This is a genomic window from Catellatospora paridis (genome assembly GCF_009720365.1).
In the GTDB taxonomy this organism is placed as follows: Bacteria; Actinomycetota; Actinomycetes; order Mycobacteriales; family Micromonosporaceae; genus Catellatospora; species Catellatospora paridis.
The window spans coordinates 17,856-33,835 of record NZ_ML769318.1; the positions used below are offsets into that span (position 1 = coordinate 17,856).

A 15,980-nucleotide genomic window follows, 5' to 3' on the forward strand; every position below is an offset into this window, starting at 1 on the left:
ACGCCTCGGTTCTCAGGGGGCGATCACAGCGCCGTGCAGGTCACCGGCGACGGGATCGGGTTGGAGCTGTTGTTCCAGGAGGCGTTGAAGCCCGCCGTGGTGCTGGTGGTGGGCGCGAGCACGCCGTTGTAGCCCTCGTTGACGGCCTGCACCGCGGACCCGGTCTGGGTCTTGATGCCGCCCCACATCTGCGAGATCACCTGTCCGGCGGTGAAGGTGAAGTTGACCCGCCAGCCGGTCGTGGCGACCGTGCCGGTGCTGGTCACCTTCAGCTCGCCGGAGAACCCGCCCGGCCACGAGTTGAGCACCCGGTACGTCGCCGTGCACGCCTTGCCGGCCTGCCCGGACGGGCTGGGCGAGGCCGACGGCGACGGCGTCACCGAGGCGGACGGCCTCGGCGACGCGCTGGGGGAGGCCGACGCCGACGGGGAGGCCGAAGCCGACGCCGACGGGCTCGCGGGCGGGCTCGACGGCGTCACCGTGGCGTCGCCGTAGATGATGCCGCGGCCGTTGGTGCCCAGGTAGACGCGGCCGTAGGTGCGGGGGTCGCCGGTGATGGCGTCACCGGCGTTGCCGTACTGGTGCTGCGCGTCGTTGATGCGGACCCAGGTCGCGCCGACGTCGTTGGAGCGGTACACGCCGCGTACGCCGTCGATGGTGGCCATGGTGTAGACCGCCATGTTGGTGCGGCCCGGCGCCGCCTTGCCGAAGCCGATGCCGACCCCGCTGGCCGACGCGGCGAACTTGGTGAACGACGTGCCGGAGTTGGTCGACCGGTAGACGCCGGTCTCGCCGGCCAGCCAGATCTCGCCCTCGACGCCCGGCATCGCCTTGAAGTTGCCGGTCGCGCCCAGCCCGGTGGCGGTGCTGGTGAAGCTCTGCCCGCCGTTGGTGCTGACGTAGAACGTGCCGTTGTAGAGGGCGTAGAACTTGTTCGGGTTGACCCGGTCCGACTCGACCTTCGCGGTGGCGGGCGCGCCGCTGGCCTGGCTGAAGCCGCCGCCGAAGCTGGTGGCGTAGAAGACGCCGTTGGCCTCGGTGCTCCACACCACGCGGGTGCCGTTGGCGTTCAGCGCGACCGTGCCGCCCTGCGCGCCGCTCGGCGAGCTGCCCGACCACCAGTTCGCGCCGCCGTCGGAGGACACGCCGATGTTGGTCTGCCCGTTGGCGGTACGTGCGCCCTTGCCGACCCGGACCACGTAGCTCGGGTTCAGCTCGGCGTAGTCGAGGCTGTTCGTGCTGCCGAAGTACGGCATGTCGAACATGTCCGGGACCACGTCCAGGCTGGTGTGCCGGAAACCGCCGATGTCGCCGACGCCGGAGATCAGCGGACTGGTCCCGGTCGGCGGGCTGATCAGGTCCAGCACCGCGGTCTCCTCCAGGCCCTTGACGAACGGGCTCAGGGCGACCGTGCCGCCGGTGTCCAGGGCGGTGAGGTTGGTGGTGCCGTAGATCGTCGCGCCGGTGCCGAACAGCATCCGGTTGGCGTTGAACGGGTCGATCTCCAGCGCCTCGGTCATCCAGCCCAACTTCGGCTGCTGCTCCGGGGCCGACTTCTGCTCGTTGAAGTCCAGCCACGGCACGCCGGAGATGTTCAGGGTGTAGCGGTTGGTCCGGTTGGGCCAGGCGTAGTCGTAGAACTGCCGCCAGGTCGCGCCGCCGTCGGTGCTGCGCCAGATGAACGTGTCCGGATACCAGGAGCTGTAGCCGGTGACCATCAGCGTGTTCGGGTTCTGCCGGTCGACCGACAGGCCCGAGTAGCCGAAGTAGTTGTTGTTCGTGTCGCTGGACGGGACCGGGCTGATCTGGGTCCAGGTGCCGGTGGACAGCTGCATCTTCCACACGTCGCCGTGGCCGCCGTCGTACGGGCCGCCCTTGTCGCTGGTGGTGATGTAGAGGTAGCCGCCCGCGATCTCGCCCTGGTGCGCCAGGTAGCCGGTGGGCTGGCCCGCGACGCGCTCCCAGCTGGTGCCGCCGTTGAGGCTGCGGTACACGGTGTTCTGCAGGTCCGCGACGCCGACGTAGATCGTCTGCGTGGTGTTGCCGGCGGTGCCGGTGGACTTGTCGAACGCCACCCAGCCGATGCCCTGGCTGAAGTTCAGGTAGTTGTTCGTGTCGGCCGGATCCTGCACGTAGTTGCCGGCGTTCGGGAAGTTGGTGACCTTCGCCCAGGTCACGCCCGAGTCGGTGCTGCGCCACAGGCCGTTGCCGGCCTCCGCGCCGAAGTAGAGGGTGCTGTTGCGGTTCGGGTCGATCACCAGGCGCTCGCCCATGCCGCGGCCGGGCATGTTGCCGCCGACCTTGAACGGCAGCGTGGTGGCGGCCCAGGTGGCGCCCTTGTCGGAGGAGCGCAGGATCGCGCCGTTGTTCGGGTCCCAGCTGTTGAGGTACATGCCGACCGCGGCGTACACCTTGCTGGTCTGCACCGGGTCGGTGGCGAGGCTGAGCACGCCGTTGTAGTTCCAGTGGTCCCAGCCCGCGAAGTCCAGCAGCGGGATCCAGCTGCTCGTGGACTGGTTCCAGCGGTAGGCGCCGCCGATGTCGGTGCGGGCGTAGATCAGGTTCTGCTCGGTCGGGTTGAAGACGATGCCGGGCACGAACCCGCCACCGTCGATACGGACGTTCTTCCAGGTGTACGGCTCGGACGAGGCCGCCGCGGCCGGGGTGCCCCCGGCCAGCTGGGTGACGACCGCCAGCGCGCCGGCCGTCAGCGTGGCGGCCAGGGTCCCGGCGAGGGTGCGGGTTCTTCGGGCACGGGGTTGCATCTGTGGCACTCCAGTGGGGGACGGTGCCGCTGGCGCACAGGTAGCGGGGCGGGCCCGGGCAGTGCTCACCGCCGCACCGCCTGTGCCGGCAACGGCGACAGAACGTGCGAATGCGTGGCGCGGGACTGCCCTCGGTTGCGCGCACCGGTCCCGTGGAGAGGTTCACACGCCCGTCACAGGCATGTCAATAGTTTAATGTGCCAACGAACTAGTGTCCGATGTGCCCGGTCGAGAGGCGTCCGGGACCCCGCCGGGCTTAGATCACATAGGAGACAATGGTTAGGTGCGGCTTGCCCGGGCGTTGTAAGGTCTGCCCGCGATCCCTCAACCCCTCCGGAGCTCGATCATGAGTGAATACACCCCTCAGGTGAACTTCGTCAGCCGTGCCGGCGCCGGCGTGGTCGGCGGTGTCGCCGGCGGCCTGTTCCTGGCCCTCGCGCTGCAGATCACCGGTCACATCAAGCCGTATGCCCAGCTCGTCGGCGAGGTCGAGGCCTCGACGGCATGGGTGATGGTGCTGATGGTCGCGGGCGCGGCCGGCGGCCTGTTCGGCGCGTTCGTCGGCAAGTTCATCCGCGGACAGATCATCCCCGCGGTCGGTGTCGGCCTGGTCTGGGGCATGATCACCTGGCTGGTGCTGGCGATGCTGATCCTGCCGCTGTTCGGCGACGGCTCCGTCTTCGGCATCAAGGACGCCGGCGGCATCTTCATCCTCGGCATCTACGTCGTCTTCGGCGTCATCACGTCGATCGTGTACGCCATCGCCGGCCCGCGCCGCCGCCACTACTACCGCCGCCGCCGCGAGGTCGGTTTCGTGATGGCCATGCCGTCGCTCCGCCGCCGTCGCCGCAGCCGCCGCTCCGACGAAGACCTCGTCGAAGAACTCGAAGACTGAGCCAAAGGAAGGGCACCTTCACGACGCTATGCGTTGTAGAAGGTGCCCTTCTTCACGTCTACAGGCTGCGGGCTATCTCGGCGAGCACGTCGGAGGGGACCTCCACGACGGTCTCGTGGGCCGGGACGTCGAGCTGACCCAGCGCCTCCGGATCGGTGACCCGCCACCCCTGGACCACGAACGTGTCCCGGTCGGTGCGGTACAGCGACGGGCAGTTGGTGTCTCCGGACAGCACTGTCTTGCGGATGAACGTGAGCTGCACTGATCCCCCTGGCTAGACGGCACGGGCGCGTGTCAGCTTAGCGAAGGAAATGGTGCAAATCGCGTAGGCCGGACGTTCCCGCGTTGTTCCGGTCAACCTCGGCGCACCGCCCACAATGCCGCCTCGGTCCGCGAGGCCGAGCCCGTCTTGCGCAGCAGGTTGGACACGTGCACCGCCACCGTGCGGATGGAGATGTCCAGCGTCCGGGCCATCTGCTTGTTCGACATGCCGGCCGCCAGGCAGCGCAGCACCTCCTGCTCGCGCGCGGTCAGCTCGGCCGGCTCCGGCCCGGCGGCCGGTCGCAGATGGCCGGGCAGCGGCTCGTCGAGCAGCGCCTGCGGGCCCCGCCCGGCCGTCGCCGCGAGCAGCTCGACCAGCCAGTACGGGTTGCCGCCGGTCCGCTCGCAGACCGCCCCGGCCAGGTGCTCCGGGATCACGCCGTGCACCTGCGTGACGACCTCCGCCACCTCGGCCGGCCCCAGCGGGCCCAGGTGCTGGCGGATCGCCCCCCGCGCGCCGGACAGCCGGGCGAGCGTCCGGGCCACCAGCTCCGGCGATTCCGCGGCGTCCGGCGGGCGGCTGGTCACCAGGAGCAGGGCCGGCAGGTCGGGCGCGGCAGCCAGCTCGCCGACCAGGTTGAGGCTGGCCGGGTCCAGCGCGTGCAGATCCTCCACCACCAGCACCGCCGGACCTGCGCCGACCAGCGCCCGCACGGTCCGCACCGCGAGCCGCAGCAGCGCGCCGGGCGCGTACCGCTCGCTCGGCGCGTGCGGGTCCTGCGCCAGCCAGGCCAGGCCGTCGGCGGGCACCGGCAGGTCGTGGGTGTCCCGGCCGCTGAGCACCGCCGCCAGCCAGTCGTACGGCGCCGGCGTGTGCAGCCGCGCCACGCCGTACAGCACCGCGTCCGGGGCCGGCGAGAACGCCGCGAGCGCGCTCGCGACCAGGCGCGACTTGCCGATGCCGGCCGCCCCTGTGATCGACACCACGGCGGCGGGCGTCGGGCCGCCCCGGCGGACCTGTGACCACCGCCGGACGAGCTCCGCCAGCTCGGCCGCGCGTCCCACCATCGGCACCGGCGTCATCGGTTCACCATACGTACCAACGTCACGGGCACTCCCGCTGACCTGCAGGCGCTCGCGTCCTACCGGTCGAGCGCAAGCCGGCGGAGCGGGTGGCCGGCCGCCTCGGCGCGACCACGGCACCCGCTGCCCGCCGGAGTCGTGTCCTCGGACACGCCGTGAACGGCCGGCCCCGGACAGAACCGAACCCGCCCGGACCCGACAGCAGCGGCCGACATTTGGCAAAGAAGCAGCTCAGAGTGGATCAGTGCGACACCTGCCGGAGTGCGGCGGGGACCCGGCGGTCGGGTTCGGCAGGGATAAGTACTACTGCTTAAAGACAAACCGCGTCTCAGTAGGCAGGCTATGCACCATGACCCTGAGCCTGCACGCCGTCGCCCGCACCGATGCCGGACTCGTCCGTGAGAACAACGAGGACTCGGCGTTCGCGGGCAGGCGTTTCGTGGCGGTGGCCGACGGCGTCGGCGGCTCCCCGTCAGGCGAGGTGGCCAGCCGGATCGTCATCGAGACCCTGGCCCCGCTGGAGCAGGACGGCACCCGGCACGGGGCGGACGTGCTGCTGGCCGAACTGGCCGTGGCCAACCGCCGCATCCGCGACGCCATCGAGGCCGAACCCGCGATCGACGGCATGGGCACGACGCTCACCGCGGTGCTGCTCGGCCCCGACAACGCGACGCTGCTGCACGTCGGCGACTCCCGGGCCTACCTGGTGCGCGGCGGCAGGCTGCACCAGCTCACCGTGGACGACACGCTGGTCCAGGCGATGGTCGAGCGCGGCCTGCTCGCCCCCGAGGAGGTCCGGCACCACCCGCACCGCTCGATCATCACCCAGGCGGTGCAGGGGCGGGAGTTCACGCCGACCGTCACGTCGCTGACCCTGGAGATCGGGGACCGGCTGCTGCTGTGCAGCGACGGCCTGTCCGACATCGTCACCGACGAGGCGCTGGCCGAGGTGGTGGGCGGGTACACCGACGCGGAGGCCGTCGCCGATCGGCTGATCAAGCTGGCGCTCGCCGCCGGGGCGCCGGACAACGTGACCGTGGTCGTCGCGGACGTCACGGCGTACGCCTTCTGAAGACCAAAGGCCCGCTCCATCGCCTGGAGGGGCCTCTGAGCTGTGCAGTGGTGGGCCGCCAGGGACTCGAACCCTGAACCTACGGATTAAAAGTCCGCAGCTCTGCCATTGAGCTAGCAGCCCTCGACCGCTCAGGCTACCGGATCGCCCGCTCGCGGGTCGTGGGGTATCTCTCCCCGGCGGGCCGCAGCGTGTTCGCCGAGGCGCGCCCGCGGTGCGGCGTCACCCTCCGAGTCGACGCCAGTGGCGTCGGTCCCGATCAATGGGAGCGCTTCCAGATTAATCGACGGGAGTGTTGTGTGGGCGTTACGACTGTGCAAACATAAGCCCGTTCGCGTATGGGAGCGCGCCCATGCGATCTTGCCGCCGAGGGCACCCGGGTCACCGGGACGGCGGAGGTACCACCGGAGCGATCCGGTCGATCAGATCGCGCCCGCCGGGCCGGGCGTACGTACCACCTGCGACCCTCTGTGCGGCCATCCCTTTTGCGCCGTGCGCGCGGGTCGACACCGTGCCCTGATCGGGCCACGGTCACCGCCCAAGGAGATGGTATGAAATTCCCGATCCGGCTGTCCGGCCGGCGCAAACTCGTTGCGCTGACCGGCGCGAGCACCCTCGTGGTCGCCGGCCTCATCACGATTCCCGCGACCATGGCGCACGCCGCCCCCGGCTGCGACATCACGTACACCACGAACGACTGGAGCGAGGGCGCCGGCACCGGCGGCTTCACCGGCACCGTGGTCGTCAAGAACACCGGTGACGCGCTCACCAGCTGGACCCTGAAGTTCGCCTTCCCGGGCGGGCAGACGTTCACCCAGGGCTGGTCGGCGAACTGGACCGCCTCGGGCGCCAACGTCACCGCGACCAACCTGTCCTGGAACGGCAGCCTCGGCACCGGCGCGTCGACCAGCATCGGCTTCAACGGCCGGTGGACCGGCAGCAACCCGAAGCCGACCGCGTTCACGCTGAACAACGTCGCGTGCACCGTCGGCGGGGTCACCCCGACCGCGAGCCCCAGCACGCCCGCCAGCCCGAGCGCGTCGCCGAGCGCGCCGGCCAGCCCGAGCGCGAGCCCGAGTGCCCCGGCCAGCCCGAGTGCCAGCCCGAGCGCGCCGGCGAGCCCGAGTGCCAGCCCGACGGTGCCCGGCGTGAAGGTCGACAACCCTTACTCGGGGGCGCGCGGCTACGTGAACCCGGAGTGGAGCGCGAAGGCGGCCTCCGTGTCCGGCGGCAGCCGGGTCTCCAACATCTCGACCGCCGTCTGGCTGGACCGGATCGCGGCGATCGCGGGCACGTCGGGCAGCAGCTCGAACGGCTCGATGGGCCTGGCCGACCACCTCGACGAGGCGCTGCGGCAGGCCAACGCGGGCAGCGGGCCGCTGACCGTCCAGTTCGTGATCTACAACCTGCCCGGCCGTGACTGCGCCGCGCTCGCCTCCAACGGCGAGCTGGGCGTGGACGACCTGCCGCGGTACAAGTCGGAGTACATCGACCCGATCGCGGCGATCATGGGTCAGGCCAAGTACGCGGCGCTGCGCATCGTGGCGATCATCGAGATCGACTCGCTGCCGAACCTGGTGACGAACCTGAACATCGCCAAGTGCCAGACCATGAACAACAACGGCGGTTACGTCAAGGGCATCGGGTACGCGCTGAACAAGCTGGGCGCGATCTCGAACGTCTACAACTACATCGACGCCGCGCACCACGGCTGGATCGGCTGGGACACCAACTTCGGCCCGTCCGCGCTGAAGTTCAAGGAGGCGGCGACCGCCGAGGGCAGCACCGTCGACAAGGTGCACGGCTTCATCGCGAACACGGCCAACTACTCGGCGCTGACCGAGCCGTACTTCACCATCGGCACCTCGGTGAACGGCACCTCGGTGCGGCAGAGCAAGTGGGTGGACTGGAACCAGTACGTCGACGAGCAGTCGTTCGCGCAGGCCTTCCGCACCCGCCTGGTGTCCGAGGGCTTCCCGTCGAACATCGGCATGCTGATCGACACGTCCCGCAACGGCTGGGGCGGCGCGAACCGGCCCACCGCGGCGTCGACCTCCACGGCGGTCGACACGTTCATCAACCAGTCGCGGATCGACCGCCGCATCCACGCCGGCAACTGGTGCAACCAGTCCGGCGCGGGTCTGGGCGAGCGGCCCCGGGCCAACCCGGCGACCGGCATCGACGCCTACGTGTGGGTCAAGCCCCCGGGCGAGTCCGACGGCTCCTCGTCGCTGATCCCGAACAACGAGGGCAAGGGCTTCGACCGGATGTGCGACCCGACCTACACCGGTAACGGCCTCAACGGCAACAACCTCACCGGCGCCCTGCCCAACGCCCCGATCTCGGGCGCGTGGTTCTCGGCCCAGTTCGCCGAACTGATGGCGAACGCCTACCCGCCGCTCTCCTGATCGGCGACAGATGGTTCCGGCGATTCCGCCAAGGGGCGTCCTCCGCGCGACATGTCGCGGGGGACGCCCCTCCTTGTTTCCGGGGACCGGAACCATTCGACGTTCGTCGACCTCCGGGGCATGCGTGATGGCAAGTTTTGCCATGTATCGCTGCCCACCATGAATCGGACATAATGGCCGTCCAACGTGTAGTACCGACATACGGTAGGTATAGGACGATCGGCCAGGCGGCTTCCCGGTTGGCCGAGCGTCCATCCAGGAGGCCTGAAGATCTCCAGAGCTGTCGACGATCCGGCCAAGGGTCGCGCCGACCCACTGACTGTCGCAATACGACTTATCCTACGCCAAATTCTGATCTGATCTGTAAGAGGTATAAATCGGACCACACCTGCAGGTTCTCCAATGTGGCCGGGCGTCGTTTCGCAGGGTGGGCATGAAGAAGCGGCGGGGGGGGGGGGGGGGGGGGGGCCCCCCCCCCGCCGCTGTGGAGGCGGTCAGCCGGTCAGCCGGTCAGGCCGACCCGGTCCAGGATCCAGGCGGTGACGAACGCCTCTTCCTTCCAGGCGTCGTAGCGTCCCGACGGGCCGCCGTGGCCGGCACCCATCTCGGTCTTGAGCAGGTATTCGCCGCGGGGAGCGGTGTGCCGCAGCGCCGCGATCCACTTGGCCGGCTCGCTGTAGCGCACGCGCGTGTCGTTCAGGCTGGTCACCGCGAGGATCGCCGGGTAGTCCAGATCGGCGACGTTCTCGTACGGCGAGTAGGCCTTCATGTACGCGTACACCTCGGGGGACTCCAGCGGGTTGCCCCACTCCTCCCACTCGGTGACGGTCAGCGGCAGCGACGGGTCGAGGATCGACGACAGCGGGTCGACGAACGGCACCTGTGCCACGATGCCCGCGAACGCCTCCGGCGCGATGTTGGCGACCGCGCCCATCAGCAGGCCGCCGGCCGAGCCGCCGCGCGCGATGATGCGGTCGGGGCTGGTCCACCCGCTCTTGGCCAGGTGCCGGGCGCACGCGACGAAGTCGGTGAACGTGTTGCGCTTGGCCAGCAGTTTGCCGTCGTCGTACCAGTGCCGGCCCAGCTCGCCGCCGCCGCGCACGTGCGCGACCGCGAACACCACGCCCCGGTCGAGCAGCGACAGGCGCGGGATGGAGAACCACGGATCCATGCTCGACTCGTACGAGCCGTAGCCGTAGAGCACCAGCGGCGCGCTGCCGTCGACGGGCGTGCCCGCCTTGCAGACCAGCGAGATCGGCACGCCGGTGTTGTCGTCGGCGGTCGCCCAGACCCGGTGCTGTTCGTAGCGGGCCGGGTCGAACGGCTCGCCGTCCGGGCCCGGCAGCACGGGCTTGCGCTTGCGCAGCAGCAGCTCGCCGGTGGCGACCACGTAGTCGAAGACCGAGTCGGGGGTGACCATCGAGGTGTAGGTCAGGCGCAGCTGGTCGGTCTGGTAGTCGGGGTTGCCGGACAGTCCGACCGTGTAGAGCGGCTCCGGGAAGGTGATGTCGCGCGGCTTGGAGGTCGGCTCCCCGGCGGTCGGGAACAGCCGGAGACCGGTGAGGCCCTCGCGGCGCAGGGACACCACGTACAGGTCGGCGAAGGCGTCCACACCCTCGAGGCGTACGCCCTGGGTGTGGCCGATCAGCTCCTGCCAGTCGGCCGGGTCGGACACCGGTGCCTGGGCCAGGGTGAAGTCGGCGGCGTCGCGGTTGTGCAGGATCAGCAGCCGGTCGCCCTGCGGCTCGACGGAGTATTCCAGGCCCTGCACGCGCGGGGTGACCACGGTCGGCGCGGCGGTGGGCTCGTCGGCCGGGATCAGCCACACCTCGCTGGTGATCTTGCTGTGGATGTCGAGCTGGATGAAGCGCTGCGAGCGGGTCAGTTCGACGCCGATCCAGAAGCGCTCGTCCGCCTCCTCCAGCACCAGCGCGTCGTCGCCGGTCGAGCCGACCGCGTGCCGCCACACCCGGTGCGGGCGCCAGGCGTCGTCCACGGTCAGGTAGAACAGCTGCGAGCCGTCGATCGACCAGGCACTGCCGTAGAACGCGCCCTCGATGCGGTCGGGCAGGATCTCGCCCGTGGCCAGATCCTTGATCTGGAGCGTGAAGCGCTCCTCCCCGGTGTAGTCGGTGGAGTACGCCAGCAGCCGGCCGTCGGGGCTCACGTCGAGCGTGCCGAGGGCGAAGAAGTCGTGGCCGGCGGCCAGCTCGTTGCCGTCGAGCAGGATCTCCTCGTCGGCCGGCGCCGTGCCGTCTGCGGCGGGGGTCGGCGGGGCGGTCTCGCCCGCGGCGACCGGGCGGCGGCACTGGATGCCGTACTGCTTGCCGGCCTCGGTACGCGCGTAGTACCAGTAGGCGCCCTTGCGGACGGGCACCGACAGGTCGGTCTCCTGGGTGCGGCCCTTGATCTCGCCGAACAGCGTCTCGCGCAGCCCGCTCAGATGTGCGGTGGCGCGCTCGGTCCAGGCGTTCTCGGCCTCCAGGTAAGCGGTGACCGCCGGGTCGTCCTTCGTCTCCAGCCAGGCATATTCGTCGATGACGTCGTCGCCGTGATGGCTGCGCGTGCTCGCGATCCGCGGTGCGACGGGGGCCGTGGCGGGCCCGTTGGGGAGATCGGAAGTCATGGCGGTAACGCTACCGGCAGGCCGGGTGAGAAGGCAGCGGTCATTGCCGGAACCGTTGCGGATGACTAGGATCGAACATACGTACGAATTGGCTTTTGGCGCTGCGTGAAGATTTCCGTCTCACGGGTCGCCAGCCCGCCCCGCACGGGGTGAACTGTCAGTAGCGGCACCTTCAATTCGGTTGGAGCGAGGGATGACGGCACCGGTGCGTGAGGAATCCGAGCTGGACGGGTTGCGTCTGGGCTGTGCCGCGCGCCCGGCGGGCATGCTCGACGCGGTCGACGGCGCGCTGGTGCGCTGGGTGGCCGTGCCGCGAGACCGCACGGAGGCCGCCGCACTGATGCGACGTGCCCACGAGCTGGGCCTGACCGTGCTGCCCCGCGGCAACGGCTCGAAGGCAGGCTGGCTGGACCCGCCGCCGGTGATCGACCTGCTGGTCGACCTCTCCGACCTCGCCGCGCTTCGCTACGACCCCGCGACCGAGCAGCTCACCGTCGGCGCGGGAGCGGGGGTCGCGGCCGCGCAGGACGTGCTCGCCCGGGCGGGCCGCCGGCTGGCGCTGGACCCGCCGTCGGCGCGGGCGACGTTCGGCGGGGTGCTGGCCGCGGCCGAGTTCGGCCCGCTGACCCACCTCTACGGGCCGCCCGCCGTGCAGGTGGTGGACGCGACCGTGGTGCTGCCCGACGGCACGGTGACCACCGTGGCCGACCGGGCCCGCCTGCTCGGGTCCAGCATCTTCGACCTGCGCTGGACGCACCCCGGCGGGCTGCATCCGGCCAGCCTGATCGTCGAGGTGACGCTGCGGACCTACCCGCTCGCGCCCGCCGCGGCCTGGGTGGTCTGTCCGGTGCTGCAGCCGCTGCAGGTCGCGACGCTGCGCGACGACGTGCTGGCCGCCAACCTGGCCCCCGCCGCGATCGAGCTGGACATGCCCGGTGTGCGCCGCACCCCCCAGGCGGGCGGCCGCCGCGACGCCACCGGGGTGATGGCGGTGCTGCTGGAGGGCTCGTCGATCGGCCTGGCCGACCGAGGCCGCCTGCTGGTGCGCCGTCTCGGCGGGCACGCCTACCTGACCACCCAGGCCCCCCTGTGGTGGGGCAAGTACCCGTTCCGCCCCGACGAGGTCGCGGTGCGCCTCTACGCGCCCGAGGGCGACCTGCACTCGGTCTGCTACACCCTGGTCGACGCGATCGGGTCGCCGGTCCCGGTGCGCGGCAGCATCGGCGTCGGGCAGGCGTGGGCCGCGGTGCCCGGCGAGCTGCCCGCGGGACGGCTGGTGTCGGTGCTGGAGACGTTGCGGGAGGTGCTGCTGGCGCGCAGCGGCTCCGCTGTGGTGCAGGCCGCCCCACCGCACCTGCGTGAGCTGCTGGCGCCGTACCGCGTGCCATAATTCGTACGCTGTGATCGACTTCAACGAGCCGGTGGGTTATCCGGCAGACGCACCCGCCTCCCAGGAGCTTTTCGACCGGGCGGCGGCGATCGTGCCAGGCGGTGTGAACTCGCCCGTACGGGCGTTCCGCGCCGTCGGCGGCACCCCGCGCTTCATGGTCCGCGGCGAGGGCCCCTGGCTCTTCGACGCGGACGGCCGCCGCTACGTGGACCTTGTCTGCTCGTGGGGCCCACTGCTGCTCGGCCACGCCCACCCCGAGGTCGTCGCCGCCATCCAGGCCGCCGCGGCGCGGGGCACCAGCTTCGGCACGCCCACCCCGGGCGAGGTCGAGCTGGCCGAGGAACTGGTCTCGCGCACCGCCGCCGAGCAGGTCCGGCTGGTCAACTCGGGCACCGAGGCGACGATGTCGGCGATCCGGCTGGCCCGCGGGTTCACCGGCCGCTCGAAGATCGTCAAATTCGCCGGCTGCTACCACGGGCACGTCGACGCGCTGCTGGCCGCGGCCGGTTCCGGCGTCGCGACCCTGGGGCTGCCCGACTCGCCCGGCGTGACCGGCGCGGGCGCGTCCGAGACCATCGTGCTCAAGTACAACGACCTCGACGCGGTGGCCCAGGCGTTCGAGACGCACGGCGAGGACATCGCCGCGGTCATCACCGAGGCCGCCGCGGGCAACATGGGCGTGGTCGCGCCGCTGCCCGGCTACAACGCGGGCCTGGCCGAGATCGCGCACCGGCACGGCGCGCTGCTCATCATGGACGAGGTGATGACCGGGTTCCGGGTGTCGCGCGGCGGCTGGCAGGGCCTCGACCCGGTCGACGCCGACCTGTGGACGTTCGGCAAGGTGATGGGCGGCGGCCTGCCCGCCGCGGCGTTCGGCGGGCGCGCCGACGTCATGTCGAAGCTGGCCCCGGCCGGGCCGGTCTACCAGGCCGGCACCCTGTCCGGTAACCCGCTGGCCTGCGCCGCGGGTCTGGCCACGCTGCGGCTGGCCGACGACGCGCTGTACGCCAGGCTCGACGCCACCGCCGCGACCATCGGCCAGCTGGCGGCCAAGGCGCTGGCCGGGGCCGGTGTGCCGCACCGGCTGGCCACCGCGGGCAGCATGTTCTCGATCTTCTTCACCGACGCCGAGGTGCGCGACTACGACGACGCCCGGCGGCAGAACACCGCCGCCTTCAAGGCGTTCTTCCACAGCATGCTGTCGCAGGGCGTGTACCTGCCGCCGAGCGCGTTCGAGTCGTGGTTCGTCTCGGGCGCCATCGACGACGACGCACTCGACCACATCGCCGCCGCCCTGCCGGGCGCGGCCAGGGCGGCGGCGGCAGCACAGTCATGATCGAGCGCAGCGAGAGCATCATGTCGCCGTCGGCTCCGCATCGTCGATCGCGCGGAGCGTGATCGACGATGCGGACGATCGTTCACCTGCTGCGGCATGGTGAGGTGCAGAACCCCGCCAAGATTTTGTACGGGCGGCTGCCGGGCTTCCAGCTCAGCGGCCTGGGCCAGCAGATGGCGAAGGCGGCCGCCACGGCGCTGGCCGACCGGGACATCACCTACCTGGTGTCCAGCCCGCTGGAGCGGGCCCAGCAGACCGCGCTGCCCTTCGCCGAGCAGCTCGGACTCGACGTGCACATCGACCCGAACCTGATCGAGAGCGGCAACTACTTCGAGGGCATGCGGGTCGGCGCCGGCGACGGCGCGCTGCGTGATCCGCGCCACTGGTGGGTGCTGCGCAACCCGCTGACGCCCAGCTGGGGCGAGCCGTACCAGCTGATCGCTGCCCGCATGATCCTGGCCATGGACGCCGCGCGCGAGCACGCCCGCGGGCACGAGGCCGTGTGCGTGTCGCACCAGCTTCCGATCTGGACGCTGCGCATGGCCATGGAGGGCAGGCGGCTGTGGCACGACCCGCGCCGCCGCGAGTGCGGGCTGGCCAGCCTCACCTCGTTCGTCTTCGAAGGTGATCAGTTGGCGCAGATCACATACTCCGAGCCGGCAGCCCACCTGGGGACCGGAGCCGGGCGCGGGGCATGATGGGGCGCGTGACATCACGCCCCCGCACCCGCCGCGCCGTGCTGGCGTCCGCCGTGGCCGGGCTGGCCGCGGTAGGGCTGGCGGCCTGCGGTGACGACGAGAGACCGCCCGCCGTCGGCGACGTGCTGCGCTTCCCGCCGACCGAGCGCAAGGCGGCCCCCGCGGTCACCGGCGAGCTGCTCGACGGCGGTGCCTACGACATGGCAAGCGAGCGCGGCAGCGTGGTCGTCGTGAACTTCTGGGCGAGCTGGTGCGCGCCCTGCCGGCTGGAGGCCGCCGACCTGGAGCAGGTCGCCAAGGACACTGCCGCGTCGGGCGTGGCCTTCCTCGGCATCAACAACCGCGACGACCGGGACAAGGCCAAGGCGTTCGTGGCGGCCCGCAACTCGTACCCGAGCATCTTCGACCCGGGCGGCCGGCTGTCGCTGCGCTTCGTCGACGTGCCCCCGGTGTCCACCCCCTCCACGCTGATCATCGACCGGCAGGGCCGGGTCGCCGCCGTGCTGCGCAAGGCGACCAACGCCGCCGAGCTGGGCCCGATCGTGCGCGAGATCGCCGCCGAGCAGGCCGGCTGATGGGTGCGGACTTCGCCGCCGTGGTCAACGGCGGGCCGCTGGTGCTGGCCGTCGCCGTCGCCGCGCTCGCGGGGCTGGCCAGCTTCCTGTCGCCGTGCGTGCTGCCGCTGGTGCCGGGCTACCTGTCGTACGTGACCGGCCTGGTCGGCGCGGACCTCGACGCCACCCTCGGCGACGACCGCACCGGCCTGGGCCGGGCCCGCCGCGGCCGGGTGACGGCCGGGGTGCTGCTGTTCATCGCCGGGTTCGCCGCCGTCTTCCTGACCACCACGATCGTCGCGGCCCAGGTCGGCCGCCTGCTGCTCACCTACGAGCGGGCGCTGCAGGTCGGCATCGGCGTGCTGATCGTGCTGTTCGGCCTGGCCTTCCTCGGGGTCATCCCGGGCCTGGACAACGAGAAGCGCATCCAGCGGCTGCCCCAGGCCGGGCTGTGGGGCGCGCCCGTCTTCGGTGCGGTGTTCGCGCTGAGCTGGGTGCCGTGCCTGTCCCCGACGCTCGCCGCGGTCGGCGCGCTGGCCGGCGCGTACGGCGACACCGGCCGCGCCGTGGTGCTGGGGCTGGCCTACTGCCTGGGCATCGGCATCCCGTTCCTGGTGCTCGGGCTGGGCATGCGCAAGCTCACCGGCGTGGTCGGTTTCATCCGGCGCAACTCGCGCTGGGTCACCCGGTTCGGCGGCGCGCTGCTGATCCTCGTCGGCCTCGCGCTGATCACCGGCGCGTGGGGCGACTTCGTGATCTGGCTGCGGGTCACCTTCGGGGCCGGGGAGATCTCCATATGAGCGGGTGCAGCACGACCCGTCGCGTCGCCACGGGCCCCGGGTCCGCCGCATGAGCGAGCGCAGCGAGCGAATCATGCAGGCTCTGGGACATG

12 protein-coding genes and 1 tRNA gene are annotated in these 15,980 nt (G+C 71.2%); 8 read left to right on the top strand and 5 right to left on the bottom strand.

Annotated features, from left to right (window positions below; genetic code table 11):
• Nucleotides 1–23 precede the first annotated feature (23 nt).
• Nucleotides 24–2,765, bottom strand: a complete 2,742-nt coding sequence (locus F9C41_RS19730; protein ID WP_155388320.1) for a cellulose binding domain-containing protein — start codon at nt 2,763–2,765, stop codon at nt 24–26.
• A 346-nt stretch (nt 2,766–3,111) separates the two neighbouring features.
• Here F9C41_RS19730 and F9C41_RS19735 point away from each other — a divergent pair, with 346 nt between their 5' ends.
• Entirely contained in the window at nt 3,112–3,660 is a 549-nt protein-coding gene (locus F9C41_RS19735; protein WP_155388321.1) for a hypothetical protein, read from the top strand.
• Between the two features lie 58 nt (nt 3,661–3,718).
• On the opposite strand, the gene F9C41_RS19740 is transcribed toward F9C41_RS19735, so the two are convergent.
• Nucleotides 3,719–3,922: a hypothetical protein gene (locus F9C41_RS19740; protein WP_155388322.1), complete on the bottom strand. Its 204-nt coding sequence runs from the start codon at nt 3,920–3,922 to the stop codon at nt 3,719–3,721.
• Nucleotides 3,923–4,014: 92 nt separating this feature from the next.
• The gene (locus tag F9C41_RS19745) at nt 4,015–5,004 is read right to left on the bottom strand and encodes a LuxR C-terminal-related transcriptional regulator (RefSeq protein WP_155388323.1); all 990 of its coding nucleotides are present in this window, start codon (nt 5,002–5,004) and stop codon (nt 4,015–4,017) included.
• 349 nt (nt 5,005–5,353) lie between these two features.
• Between F9C41_RS19745 and F9C41_RS19750 the strand changes: the two genes are divergently transcribed.
• On the top strand, nt 5,354–6,076 hold the full coding sequence (locus F9C41_RS19750) for a PP2C family protein-serine/threonine phosphatase (protein WP_155388324.1): 723 nt from the start codon (nt 5,354–5,356) through the stop codon (nt 6,074–6,076).
• 48 nt (nt 6,077–6,124) lie between these two features.
• On the opposite strand, the gene F9C41_RS19755 is transcribed toward F9C41_RS19750, so the two are convergent.
• Nucleotides 6,125–6,199: transfer RNA gene (locus tag F9C41_RS19755), tRNA-Lys, on the bottom strand.
• A 428-nt stretch (nt 6,200–6,627) separates the two neighbouring features.
• Here F9C41_RS19755 and F9C41_RS19760 point away from each other — a divergent pair.
• A complete protein-coding gene (locus tag F9C41_RS19760) occupies nt 6,628–8,484 on the top strand; it encodes a glycoside hydrolase family 6 protein (protein WP_155388325.1) in 1,857 nt (618 codons plus the stop codon).
• A 502-nt stretch (nt 8,485–8,986) separates the two neighbouring features.
• On the opposite strand, the gene F9C41_RS19765 is transcribed toward F9C41_RS19760, so the two are convergent.
• Nucleotides 8,987–11,110, bottom strand: a complete 2,124-nt coding sequence (locus F9C41_RS19765; protein WP_155388326.1) for a S9 family peptidase — start codon at nt 11,108–11,110, stop codon at nt 8,987–8,989.
• A gap of 205 nt (nt 11,111–11,315) precedes the next feature.
• On the opposite strand from F9C41_RS19765, the gene F9C41_RS19770 reads away from it, so the two are divergent.
• From F9C41_RS19770 to F9C41_RS19790, 5 genes are all read left to right on the top strand, one after another.
• The gene (locus tag F9C41_RS19770) at nt 11,316–12,500 is read left to right on the top strand and encodes an FAD-binding oxidoreductase (protein WP_196279850.1); all 1,185 of its coding nucleotides are present in this window, start codon (nt 11,316–11,318) and stop codon (nt 12,498–12,500) included.
• Nucleotides 12,501–12,510: 10 nt separating this feature from the next.
• A complete protein-coding gene (gene hemL / locus F9C41_RS19775; RefSeq protein WP_155388328.1) occupies nt 12,511–13,836 on the top strand; it encodes a glutamate-1-semialdehyde 2,1-aminomutase in 1,326 nt (441 codons plus the stop codon).
• Between the two features lie 68 nt (nt 13,837–13,904).
• Nucleotides 13,905–14,534: a histidine phosphatase family protein gene (locus tag F9C41_RS19780; RefSeq protein ID WP_155388329.1), complete on the top strand. Its 630-nt coding sequence runs from the start codon at nt 13,905–13,907 to the stop codon at nt 14,532–14,534.
• Nucleotides 14,535–14,542: 8 nt separating this feature from the next.
• Complete coding sequence (locus tag F9C41_RS19785) at nt 14,543–15,109, top strand: TlpA family protein disulfide reductase (RefSeq protein WP_230689768.1); 567 nt, start codon at nt 14,543–14,545, stop codon at nt 15,107–15,109.
• A complete protein-coding gene (locus F9C41_RS19790; RefSeq protein WP_155388330.1) occupies nt 15,109–15,888 on the top strand; it encodes a cytochrome c biogenesis CcdA family protein in 780 nt (259 codons plus the stop codon). Before F9C41_RS19785 ends, F9C41_RS19790 begins: the two co-directional genes overlap by 1 nt.
• Nucleotides 15,889–15,980 lie beyond the last annotated feature (92 nt).